11 protein-coding genes and 1 other RNA gene are annotated in these 11,568 nt (G+C 65.0%); 5 read left to right on the top strand and 7 right to left on the bottom strand.

Features of this window, described 5'->3' with window-relative positions; genetic code table 11:
- The first annotated feature begins 33 nt into the window (after positions 1-33).
- On the top strand, positions 34-726 hold the full coding sequence (locus EDF71_RS12920) for a DUF484 family protein (RefSeq protein ID WP_133856986.1): 693 nt from the start codon (positions 34-36) through the stop codon (positions 724-726).
- Between the two features lie 5 nt (positions 727-731).
- Positions 732-1,661 carry a tyrosine recombinase XerC gene (locus tag EDF71_RS12925; protein WP_133856987.1) on the top strand — a complete coding sequence of 310 codons (930 nt, stop codon included), beginning with the start codon at positions 732-734 and terminating at the stop codon, positions 1,659-1,661.
- Positions 1,662-1,727: 66 nt separating this feature from the next.
- Here EDF71_RS12925 and rnpB read toward each other — a convergent pair.
- Positions 1,728-2,067: RNase P RNA component class A (gene rnpB, locus EDF71_RS12930), an RNA gene on the bottom strand.
- Between the two features lie 91 nt (positions 2,068-2,158).
- The gene (locus EDF71_RS12935; RefSeq protein WP_133856988.1) at positions 2,159-2,956 is read right to left on the bottom strand and encodes a helix-turn-helix transcriptional regulator; all 798 of its coding nucleotides are present in this window, start codon (positions 2,954-2,956) and stop codon (positions 2,159-2,161) included.
- 127 nt (positions 2,957-3,083) lie between these two features.
- Here EDF71_RS12935 and EDF71_RS12940 point away from each other — a divergent pair, with 127 nt between their 5' ends.
- Positions 3,084-3,986, top strand: coding sequence for a DMT family transporter (locus tag EDF71_RS12940; RefSeq protein ID WP_133856989.1), 903 nt, complete (start codon positions 3,084-3,086; stop codon positions 3,984-3,986).
- A 4-nt stretch (positions 3,987-3,990) separates the two neighbouring features.
- Here the strand turns inward: EDF71_RS12940 and EDF71_RS12945 are convergent, their stop codons facing one another.
- Positions 3,991-4,161 carry a hypothetical protein gene (locus tag EDF71_RS12945; protein ID WP_230770413.1) on the bottom strand — a complete coding sequence of 57 codons (171 nt, stop codon included), beginning with the start codon at positions 4,159-4,161 and terminating at the stop codon, positions 3,991-3,993.
- A 220-nt stretch (positions 4,162-4,381) separates the two neighbouring features.
- On the opposite strand from EDF71_RS12945, the gene cysK reads away from it, so the two are divergent.
- Both cysK and putP read left to right on the top strand, forming a co-directional pair.
- Positions 4,382-5,299 (top strand): cysteine synthase A, encoded by a 918-nt coding sequence (gene cysK / locus EDF71_RS12950; protein ID WP_133856991.1) that lies wholly within the window; start codon positions 4,382-4,384, stop codon positions 5,297-5,299.
- 192 nt (positions 5,300-5,491) lie between these two features.
- Complete coding sequence (gene putP / locus EDF71_RS12955; RefSeq protein ID WP_133856992.1) at positions 5,492-6,991, top strand: sodium/proline symporter PutP; 1,500 nt, start codon at positions 5,492-5,494, stop codon at positions 6,989-6,991.
- A gap of 62 nt (positions 6,992-7,053) precedes the next feature.
- Here putP and EDF71_RS12960 read toward each other — a convergent pair whose 3' ends face one another.
- The 4 genes from EDF71_RS12960 to EDF71_RS12975 all read right to left on the bottom strand — a co-directional run bounded on the left by EDF71_RS12960 (position 7,054) and on the right by EDF71_RS12975 (position 11,531).
- Complete coding sequence (locus EDF71_RS12960) at positions 7,054-8,607, bottom strand: tripartite tricarboxylate transporter permease (protein ID WP_133856993.1); 1,554 nt, start codon at positions 8,605-8,607, stop codon at positions 7,054-7,056.
- A 3-nt stretch (positions 8,608-8,610) separates the two neighbouring features.
- Positions 8,611-9,093: a tripartite tricarboxylate transporter TctB family protein gene (locus EDF71_RS12965; RefSeq protein ID WP_243854291.1), complete on the bottom strand. Its 483-nt coding sequence runs from the start codon at positions 9,091-9,093 to the stop codon at positions 8,611-8,613.
- Positions 9,094-9,291: 198 nt separating this feature from the next.
- The gene (locus EDF71_RS12970) at positions 9,292-10,827 is read right to left on the bottom strand and encodes a sensor histidine kinase (RefSeq protein ID WP_133856994.1); all 1,536 of its coding nucleotides are present in this window, start codon (positions 10,825-10,827) and stop codon (positions 9,292-9,294) included.
- Positions 10,828-10,832: 5 nt separating this feature from the next.
- Entirely contained in the window at positions 10,833-11,531 is a 699-nt protein-coding gene (locus EDF71_RS12975) for a response regulator (RefSeq protein ID WP_133856995.1), read from the bottom strand.
- Positions 11,532-11,568 lie beyond the last annotated feature (37 nt).

The following is an 11,568-nucleotide window of genomic DNA, read 5'->3' on the forward strand; positions in this document are numbered from 1 at the left end:
GGAGACGGCGAACAGCCGATACGAGAGAGACCGATGAGCGCAAACAACAACCAGGTTCCCCCCATTACCGAAGAAGACATCGCCGAGTTTCTGGTGCAGACACCGGATTTCTTCGAGCGCCAGGCCCAGGTGCTGACCGGCGTGCACATGGTCAGCCCTTACGGCAACCGCACCGTCAGCCTTCAGGAGCGCCAGGCCGAGATGCTGCGCGACAAGATCAAGGGCCTGGAGCACCGAATCATGGACATGATGCGCAACGGCAGCCAGAACCACCACACTATCGACCGCATCCACCATTGGACCTGCGATGTCGTCAAGACCCGCAACCCGCTGCAGCTGCCCGAGGTGATTGCCGAGAGCCTGATGCAGCACTTCGAGGTGCCCCAGGTCGCGCTGCGGCTCTGGGATGTGGCCGAAACCTACCTGAACGAACCCTTCGCCCAGGGCGTGAGCGCCGATGCCCGCAGCTTTGCGAGCTCGCTCTCCACGCCCTACTGCGGCCCCAATGTCGGTGTCGAGCCGGCCGGCTGGCTGCCCGACAGCGCCCAGGTGCAGTCGGTGGTGCTGCTGCCGCTGCGCGACGGCGCCATCTTGGGTGACACCCCCGCCTGGGGCCTGCTGGTGCTGGGCTCGCCCGATCCGGCCCGCTTCCAGGCCGACATGGACACCGACCTGCTCGAGCGCATTGGCGAGATTGCCGCCAGCGTGCTCTGCCGCCTGCGCTAGGCCCTATGGACACCGCCGCGCTCAGCGCCCCCATGCTCCAGTACCTGGAGCATGTGCGCGTGCAAAAGCGGCTGGCACCACGCACGCACACGCTCTACACGCTGGATTTGCAGCGCCTGTCGGCCATGGCGGCCGAGGCCCAGACCGAGGTGCTGCAGCTGGGCCCCCAGCACATCCGCCGCTTTGTTGCGCAGATGCATGCCGCAGGCCGCAGTGGCCGCGGCATTGCGCTGATCCTGAGTGGCTGGCGCGGCTTTTTTACCTGGGCCGGCCGCGAAGGCCTGGTCGAGCGCAACCCGGTGCAGGATGTGCGCGCCCCCAAATCCCCCAAGCCACTGCCCAAGGCCTTGTCGGTCGACGATGCGGTGCGCTTTTCCGAAGCCAGCCATGCCCAGGGCGACCCCTGGGTGCAGACCCGCGACAGCGCCATGGTCGAGCTGCTCTATGGCAGCGGCCTGCGCGTGGGCGAGCTGGTGGGCCTGGATACCGCTGCCAGCGTGCAGGCGCTGGGCTGGATCGATATGGAAGCGGCCGAGGCCCATGTGCTGGGCAAGGGCAGCAAGCGCCGCGTGGTGCCGGTGGGCAAGGCGGCCCTGGTGGCCCTGCAGGCCTGGCTGACCGTGCGTGACCAGGTGGCGCCCTGCGATGCGGCCCTGTTCATCGGCGTGCGCGGCGCCCGCCTGTCGGCCGCCAGCGTCTGGCAACGCCTGCGCGAGCGCAGCCTCGTCGCCGGCATGACCACGCCGGTGCATCCGCACATGCTGCGCCATTCCTTTGCCAGCCATGTGCTGCAATCCAGCCAGGATTTGCGCGCCGTGCAGGAGCTGCTGGGCCATGCCAGCATCACCACCACCCAGGTCTACACCCGGCTGGATTTTCAGCACCTGGCCCAGGTCTACGACCAGGCCCATCCCCGTGCCCGCAAAAAGGACTGAGTCCATCGCTCAAAAAGACAAAACGGCCACCGAAGTAGATCAGTGGCCGTTTTCTCCATTATCAAAGTGTGAAGTCTGCCGATAAGCCGGATTCTGTGCACCTGGGTTGCCCCAGGCGTGACCGCCATTACTCTGGGCCGGGTGTCACCACCACGGCTCGACGCTACCTACCCGCCAACTCTGCGGAACCACATCAACGCTGGCCTACTTGGTATTGCTGCGCGTAGAGATTGCCCGTTTCACCCCGGGTGGTTTACCTTGCGGTACGCCCCCCGGACTCGTCTCTGTTGCTCTGATCCTCACCTCACGGTGGGCAGCCGTTAGCTGCTACGCTGTCCTGTGCAGTCCGGACGTTCCTCCAGTGCGGCCTTTCGGCACTAGCACCAGCGGCGGTCTGGCAGGCTTCACAGGCGTGATTATTCCACCGAATGGCAGCCGCCCGCGCCAGCTGCGCAAAAACTGCATGCCGCTGCCGGGGTAAACCACATCTTGCCGCCCTATTCCGCCACCGCGCTGCTGAACTCGCGCCGGAACTGCTCGGGCGGCATGCCCGCTGCGCGCTGGAACATCGCGATAAAGGCCGAGGCCGTGCTGTAGCCCAGGTCAAAGGCGATCTCCTGCACCGTCTGGCCCTGGCCCAGCGCATCCACCGCGCAGAGGTGGCGCAGGCGCTGGCGCCATTCGGCCAGGCCCATACCCAGCTCCTGGTGGCAGTGGCGCGCCAGGGTGCGCTCGGTCATGTGTACTGATGCCGCCCAATCGGCCATGGTGCGGCGGCTGCCGGGCTCGGCCTTGAGGGCATCGAGCACCGCCAGCAGCGCCTTGGACTGGGCCGATGGCAGAAAACTGTGCTCGGGCGGCGCCAGCCGCAGCTGGTCCACCATCACCTCGGCCAGACGCAGGTCTTCGGGCGTTGCGGGCCGGCGTATGTCGCGCTGGGCCAGATCGGCCAGGATGCTGCGCGCAATGGCGCTGATGCGGATGATGCAGGCATGCTGCGGCAGGCCCGTGCACAGCGCCGGCTGCACATAGAACGAGCGGTAGACCGCTGCCTGCGGCACATAGCAGTTGTGCTCCACCGCCGGCGGAATCCAGATGCCGTACTGCGGCGGCGCCACCAGGCTGCGCCCCTGGGTGACGATGGTCATCGTGCCATGCGATGTGTAGTTCAGATGCCCGGGCCGGTGGCTGTGCGCATCGGCAAAACTGCCGGCGGCAAACTCGTCATAGCGCACCAGATAGGGCGCCGTCTCGGCATCCACGTCGTAAATCTTCAGTGCCTGGCCTGTCGCCATCCTGGCCTCCTTGCCTGCCGCACCGCGCAATATGTCTGGCTTGGTGCTTTAAATGTCTGATTGCAGCTATAGGCTTTAAACCTGCCACAGCGATGATAGCAGCCAGATGTTTTTGAGTTCTTGAGCTATGCAATACCTGTATCCGCTGCTGGCGGTCTTGATCTGGTCCGGCAACACGGTGGTCAGCAAACAAGCTGCTGGCGCCATCGCACCCATTGAAATCGGCTTTCTGCGCTGGGTGCTGGCGGTGCTGCTGGTCACCCCCGTGCTGCTTCCGGCGGTCTGGCGCAACCGCGAGGCCATCCGGGGCCATGCCGGCCAGATCCTGGTGCTGGGCGTGCTGGGCATGGTGGTCTACCAAAGCTGTGCCTACTTTGCCGCCGCCTACACCACGGCCACGCACATGGGCATCATCCTGACCCTGTCGCCGCTGGTGGTGCTGGGCATCTGCGTGGGCCTGCTGGGCCAGGTGCTGACGGCCGGTGGCGCCATCGGCTCGGTGCTGGCCTTTGCCGGCGTGGTGCTGGTGATCAGCGAGGGGCATCCCGTCTCCCTGCTGGAACAGGGTATCAACCGCGGCGATCTGCTGATGCTGCTGGCCTGCCTGGCCTATGCGGCCTACAACATCCTGCTCAAGCGCTGGGCCATGCCGCGCGTGCCCAGCTGGCAGCTGCTGTACCTGCAGATGGTGGTGGCCATGTTTGCGCAGTTGCCCTTCTACCTGGCCTCGCCCAAGGTCGGCCTCAATGCGGACAACTGGTACCTGGTCGCCTATGCCGGCACCATGGCCTCCATCGTGGCAACCTGGATGTGGATGACGGCCGTCGCCAAGCTCGGGCCGAGTCGCTCGATCATGTTCTTCAACCTGACCCCGCTGCTGACCGCGCTGATCGCCTCGGCCTGGGCCAAGGAGCAGCTGCACAGCTACCTCTGGATGGGCGGCGCAATGACCATTTTTGGCGTGCTGCTGGCCGAGCTGTGGAAAACGCCGCTGCGCCGTGCCAGGGATGCCGCCGGCCGGGCTGCCTGAGCGTTCATCCCATCGCCAGCAGGTCGTAGATGATCCTGGCCATCAGCGCCAGCAGGCCGCCAATGGACAGCAGCATCAGCCAGGGCGCCCAGACCTTGTCGCGCCAGGAAAAGCCCAGCAACAGGCTGACGCAGCAGATACCCAGCAAAACCAGGGTGGTGTTGAAACTCAGCAAACGGCCTCCTTGCACAGCGGTGTGGTTCAGTGCCCATCTTCGGCCGGTGGGCTGCTGGCGGTATTGACGGCCATCAAGAAAGGCCGATGGGCGGGTGGCTGTAGTCCCATTTCGTTAAGAACATCCTGGACATATTGATATTCCAGACGGAATGATCAACTGCGTCACAATGGTTCGGCAATTTCCACCCCCTTTTTTATCCCGATCCGCTGGAGGCTCCATGAAAGTTGAGAATATTCTGCACACCATTGGCAACACGCCGGTGGTCCATATCAACCGTTTGTTCGGCGCTGGCGCCCAGGTCTGGATCAAGTCCGAGCGCAGCAATCCCGGCGGCTCCATCAAGGACCGCATCGCGCTGGCGATGATCGAAGATGCCGAAAAGACCGGCGCGCTCAAGCCCGGCGGCACCATCATCGAGCCCACCAGCGGCAATACCGGCGTGGGCCTGGCCCTGGTCGCAGCGGTCAAGGGCTACAAGCTCATCCTGGTGATGCCCGAGAGCATGTCCATCGAACGCCGCCGCCTGATGCTGGCCTATGGCGCCAGCTTTGACCTGACGCCCAAGGAAAAGGGCATGAAGGGCGCGATCGCCCGTGCCGAAGAGCTGGCCGCGCAAACCCCCGGCTCCTGGATTCCGCAGCAGTTCGAGAACCCCGCCAATACCGCCGTGCATGAACGCACCACCGCACAGGAAGTGCTGGCCGATTTCCCCGATGGCCTGGATGTGCTGATCACCGGCGTGGGCACCGGCGGCCACCTCTCCGGCGTGGCCCATGTGCTCAAGGCCAAGTTCCCGCAGCTCAAGGTCTATGCGGTCGAGCCCACCGCCTCGCCCGTCATTTCGGGCGGCCAGCCTGCTCCGCACCCCATCCAGGGCATTGGCGCCGGCTTTATCCCGCGCAACCTCGACACCAGCGTGCTCGACGGCGTGATCCAGGTCGATGCCGAGCCCGCCCGTGAATACGCCCGCCGCGCCGCGCGCGAGGAAGGCCTGCTGGTCGGCATCTCCTCGGGCGCCACCCTGGCCGCCATCGCGCAAAAGCTGCCCGAGCTGCCACCGAACGCCAAGGTGCTGGGATTTGCCTACGACACCGGCGAGCGCTACCTGTCGGTGGACGGCTTCCTGCCCGCCTGATAGCCCTCCTCGCCCCCTTCGCTCAGCCCCTGGCCGCACAGCCAGGGGCTTTCTTATTACCTATCGTCACATCAATATCGATAACCACCATTAATCAAAAGCGCCAGCCGTGCCATATTGCAGGCCGGGCGGGTTTTCAAGTCGCACCCGCCTGTTCACCACCAAGCAATCCCAACATATGGAGGAACCGTGATGCAATTTTCCTGGAACGATCCCACGGCGATCATGTTCGCCATCTACCTGGTGGCCATGCTGGCCATCGGCTGGCTCGGCTACCTGGGCACCAAGAACCTGTCCGACTACATCCTGGGCGGCCGCAGCCTGGGCAGCTTTGTCACCGCGCTGTCGGCCGGTGCCTCGGACATGAGCGGCTGGCTGCTGATGGGCTTGCCAGGCGCCATTTACGCCACCGGTCTGTCCGAATCCTGGATTGCGGTGGGCCTGGTCTTTGGCGCCTACCTCAACTGGTTCTTTGTGGCCGGGCGCCTGCGCCTCTACACCGAGCGCGCCGGCAATGCGTTGACCCTGCCCGACTACCTGGCCAACCGCTTTGAAGACCGCAGCAATGTGCTGCGCATCGTCACCGCGCTGGTGATCCTGGTGTTCTTCACCCTGTACTGCGCCTCCGGTGTCGTCGCTGGCGCACGCCTGTTTGAGAACATGTTCGGCATGCCCTATACCACCGCGCTGTGGGTGGGTGCAGCCTGCACCATCGCCTATGTGCTGATTGGCGGCTTTCTGGCCGTGAGCTGGACCGACACCATCCAGGCCTCGCTGATGATCACCGCCTTGCTGCTGGCACCGGTGATCGCCTGGCTGGCGGTGCAAGGCCAGCTGCAGCCCGGCCAGGACCTGCATGCCATCGTCAGCGCCGAGAAGTTCGATCTGCTGCGCGGCGCCAGCGTGGCGGGCATTGTCTCCTTGCTGGCCTGGGGCCTGGGCTACTTTGGCCAGCCGCATATCCTTGTGCGTTTCATGGCGGCCTCGTCGGTGCAGACCATTCCTGCAGCGCGCCGCATCAGCATGACCTGGATGGTGCTGTGCCTGGGCGGTGCGGTGGCCGTGGGCTTTATCGGCATTCCGTATTTCGCCGCCCATCCTGAAGGCGCTGCGGCAGTGAACGCCAATGCCGAGACTGTGTTCATGGAGATCACCAAACAGCTGTTCAACCCCTGGATCGCCGGCGCCTTGCTGGCCGCCATTCTGGCTGCGGTGATGAGCACCTTGTCCTGCCAGTTGCTGGTTTGCTCCAGCGCGCTGACCGAAGACATCTACCGGGTGTTTCTGCGCAAGCAGGCCAGCCAGACCGAGCTAGTCTGGGTGGGCCGGGCGATGGTGCTGCTGGTAGCGCTGATTGCCATTGCTATCGCCAGCAACCCCGAGGCCAAGGTGCTGGGCATGGTGAGCTATGCCTGGGCGGGCTTTGGTGCCGCTTTTGGCCCGGTCATCATCCTGTCGCTGTTCTGGGGCCGTATGACGCGTGGCGGCGCGCTGGCCGGCATCATCGTCGGTGCCGTCACCGTACTGGTCTGGAAGCAGCTTGGCTGGCTGGGTCTGTACGAGATCATTCCCGGCTTTGTGTTTGCCTGGATCGCTGCGGTGGTCGTGAGCCGCATGGGGCCGCCGCCATCTGCCACGATGCAGCAGGCCCATGCGGAGGTTGCGCAGGAGTTCGCCCGCCTGCAGCGCTGATCGTCGCCTGTCCAAAAGCAAAAGCCGCTCCGAGGAGCGGCTTTTGCTTGGGGCGGCGAGGCTTACTTGGCCACCACCACGCCAGCGTCCGAGGTCTCTTGCGCGATGGCCTCTGCCACCTTGCTCACGCTGGAGCGCTTGCGCCAGGCCGACCAGGTCACAGCAGCCAGCAGGAACAGGCTGATGCAGACAAAGGTCGCGCTGATGGGGCGCTGCATGAAGACCATCATGTCACCACGGGACAGCAGCAGCGCACGGCGGAAGTTTTCTTCCATCATCGGGCCGAGCACAAAGCCCAGCATGATCGGCGCGACCGAGAAATCCAGCACCATCAGGATGGCACCGATGATGCCGAAGGCCAGCACCTCCCAGATGTGGAACAGGCTGTTTTGCGTGGTGAACACACCGACCGCAATGAAGAACATCGCCGACGGGAACAGGTACTTGTAAGGCACGGCCAGCATCTTGACCCAGACGCCGATCAGCGGCACGTTCAGAATCATCAGGATCACGTTACCGATCCAGAAGCTGGCGATCAGGCCCCAGAAAATGTCCGGATGCTCGGTGATCAACTGAGGACCAGGCTGAATGCCCTGGATCAGCAGCGCGCCCAGCAGCAGCGCCATCACGGCGTCACCGGGGATGCCCAGACTCATGGTCGGAATGAAGTCCACCTGGGTCTTCGAGTGCGCGGAGGCCTCGGGGGCGGCCACGCCAGCGATCATGCCGGTACCAAAACGGCTCGGATCCTTGGCCACCTTTTGCTCCAGCGCATAGGCGATGAAGGTGGTGATGGTCGGGCCCGTGCCGGGCATCGCGCCAAACAGGGTGCCCACGGCCGTGCCGCGCACCATCGGCCAGAAGGCTTCCTTCAGCTCACCCATCGAGGGGCGCATGTCACGGATGCGCATCTTGGTGTTGCTGGTGATCGCCTTCATCTTGTTGACGTTGAGCAGGAAGTCGGCAATACCGAACAAGCCCATCGCCACGGCCACCATTTCCAGGCCATCGCTCAGGTCCGGGATGTCGAAGGCAAAGCGGAAGGTACCGCTGTTCACGTCGGTGCCGACGATGCCGCAGAGCAGACCGAACAAGGTCATGGCCACGCCCTTGAGCGGCGAGCCGCGCGACATGGTCGAGCCTGCGAGCAGGCCCAGCAGCATGATGGAGAACAGCTCGGCCGGGCCAAACTTGAACGCGATCGTGGTCAGCAGTGGCGAGGCGAAGATCATCACGATGATGCCGACCGAAGCGGCAAAGAACGAGCAGATCATCGTGATACCGAGCGCGGTTCCGCCCTTGCCCTTCTTGGTCATCGGGTAGCCGTCCAGGCAAGTCACTGCATGGGGCGGGTGCGATGGCAGGTTCAGCAAGATGGCGCCAATGGCGCCGCCGTACTGGGAACCGTAGAAGATACCAGCCAGCATCAGGATGGCAGGCACCGGATGCATGGTGTAGGTCAGTGGCAGCAGAATGGAGATCGCCGACAGCGCGCCCATGCCCGGCAACACGCCGATCAGGTTGCCCACCAGGACGCCGAAAAACGACCACATCAGGTTATGGCCCTGGAAGGCGATGCCAAAGCCGTACCAAAGGTCTTGCAGTGCTTGTCCCATGGCTTACATCCCCCACCTGACCAGCGGCATCTGCACCTGCAGCGCCCACCAGAAAATCACCACGGCGACAATCATCATCGACATGGCCAGCACAAAGCAGGCCATGACGCTGTTGCTGCGGTCACCCAAAGCGCAGATAAACACGATGGCAAAGGTCGCCGGCAGCAGGCCCAGGTATTCGCCACAGAAGTAGAAGGCAATGGTGCCCAGAATGATGCAGGCTGCACCCCGGAAATCGGGAATGTCATGCTTGTGGCCCACCAGCGCCGCTTCGTCGCCGGGGCCTTTTTTCTTGGCACTCAGCGCAATCAGCACGCCCGTCAGCGCCAGCAAAATGCCGACCGCAAATGGGAAGTAGCCTGGTCCCATGTGGGCCAGCGAGCCGATGTTGTAGCTTTGTGCCGCGTAGGCAGCGCTGCCACCGAGCAGGATCATCAGCGCGCCGCCGTAGTAATCCTTGTTGTAGCTCTTGCCGCCGGCGCTCATGGCCGCTCCTTGGCGGGCGCCCGGCGCCCATGCGCACCCGCGAGGGTGGACCTGTGTTGACTCATGTTCGTCTCCTTTTCTTACAACTTGCGCGGAAAGTCTAGAAAACGAAGCTGCCAAACAGCTGCCAAACGTCGGACCGGGCCTCAAAATACGTAAATCTACTTAGCGAAAACAGTCTCTTAAAGGACAGCGCGCTCAGCAGTGATCAGTGGCCAGCGGCAGGCGCACCAGGGCAGTCAGCCCCCGGCCTGCAGCGCCATCGCTGGCATCGCCATCCTGCAGCAGCAAGTCGCCATGGAAGCGCTGCACATAGGCCCGGGCAATGGCCAGTCCCAGGCCCGATCCGCCCGGTGCCAGCGCCGCATCAGCCTGCAAGCGGCTGAAGCGCGCAAAGGCACGCTCGCGGTCCTCGGGCGCAATGCCGGGGCCGTTGTCCTGCACGCGGATCTCCACCCAGGCGCCCTCGCGCTGCACCGACACATTGATACGTCCCTCGGCAGGGGTGTAGGCAATCGCGTTGTGCACCAGGTTGGCCAGCAGCTCATAGACGGCGGTGGCCGCGGCCTGCACCGGTGCGGCCATCGCAGCGCCCGGGTCCGCCTCGCCCTCCACGTCGCCGTCAAAATCCTGGCCGCGCACATCGGTCCACCCCAGGTCCTGCTGCTTGTCCAGCGCCAGCGGCAGGTAGGCCAGCACCACCTCGCGCGCCACCGCATTGGCATCGCAGACCTCGCTCTCCAGCGCCTGCTGGGCGGTGGGCTGGCTGGCATGGGCCAGCGCCAGCAGCTGCTCGGACACGCGGCGGCCGCGCTGCAGCTGCTGCAGCATGCTGCGCAAGGTGGCCTGCACGGCCTCGGGGTCGGTCTCGCGCAGCGCATAGCCGGTCTGCGTGCTCAGAATGGCCAAGGGCGTGCGCAGCTGGTGCGAGGCATCGGCCAGAAACTGGCGCTGCTGGGCCAGCGCATCGCGCTGCTGCGCCAGGTGCAGGTTCATCGCATCGACCAGGGGCCGCACCTCGCCGGGCACTGCCTCGGTGGCCAGCGGCTGCAGGTCATCGCTGCGGCGCTGCTGCACGGCCCGGCGCAAGGCCTTGAGCGGGCGCAGGCCCCAGGCCACGCCCAGCCACACCACCAGCACCAGGACCAGCAGGGTGCGGCCATCGCGCAGCAGGCTGTCCCACATCAGGCTGCGCACCGTGCGTTCAATGCCGGCGCTGGTCTGCGCGGTCTGGATCAGCACACGCCATTCCTGCCCCGACTGGTCATGCAGCACCCGCAGCAGCGCCAGCACCCGCACTGGCTGGTGGTCCACCTCGGCGGCGTAGGGCACGCGGGTGCCATCGTCGGCTGCGCGGAAGGGGCGGCTGGGGTCGGCCGGGTCATACGCGGGCTCGGGGAACTCGCTCGCACCCAGCAGCAGGCGCTGCTGCGCGCCATCGGGCGTCTGCAGCTGCACGCGCAAAAATTTGCGCCGGCTGCTCAGCACCTCGAACATCGAGATGATGTGCAAGGGCTCATCCAGGCTCAGCTGGCCTTCCGCATCCCAGCGCAGGTTGTCCGACAGCGCTTGGGCCGGCTCCAGCAGGCTCTGGTCATAGGCGCGCTCCAGCTCGCGCGCCAGGCTGACGCTGTCACGCCAGCTGTCGAGCACCAGCAGGCCCATCAGCACGGGCACCAGCACCCAGAGCAGGCGCAGACGCAGGCCGTTGGAGGAGCGCAGGCGCCAGCGCATGGTGTTCAGGCAGAAAGCATGCTGCCCGGGCTCTTGGGCACCAGGGTTTCGAGCATATAGCCCAGGCCGCGCACGGTCACGATATGCACATCGCCACCAGCCAGCTTGCGCCGCACCCGGTGCAGCACCTGCTCGATGGCATCGGGGCTGACGGTGCTGTCCTGCGGAAAGACCTTGGCCGTCAGCTTGGACTTGCCCACCGGCGCACCGGTGCGCGCCATCAGCGCTTCCAGCGCCGCATGCTCGCGCGGGGTCAGCGCCAGCATCTGGTCAGCCAGCCAGAAGGTGCGGTGGTTGCTGTCATAGCGCAGCGAGCCGCATTGCTGCATGGCCTGCACCCGCCCCTGGCTGCGCCGGTGCAGCGCGGCCAGGCGCGCCTCCAGCTCGGCCACATCAAAGGGTTTGGTCAGGTAGTCATCGGCGCCCCGGTGCAGGCCTTCAACCCGGTCCTGCACCGCGCCTTGCGCGGTCAGCACCAGCACCGGTTCGCGCCGGCCCTGGCCGCGCATGGCCGAGAGCCAGTCAAAGCCATGCTGGTCGGGCAGTTGCAGATCGAGCACCACCACATCAAAACGGCCATCAGGCAGCAGGCGCGTGGCCATCGCTGCTTGGGCGGCATGTACCGCCTCGATGTTCGATTGCTTGAGCGCGCGCACCAGCCAGGCGGCCATCTCCAGCTCGTCTTCAATCAGCAATATGCGCATGGTGGCTCGCCAGGTGTCAGGGGCTCAGAAAACCGCG

It is taken from the genome of Comamonas sp. JUb58 (assembly GCF_004364775.1).
GTDB lineage: Bacteria > Pseudomonadota > Gammaproteobacteria > Burkholderiales > Burkholderiaceae_C > Comamonas.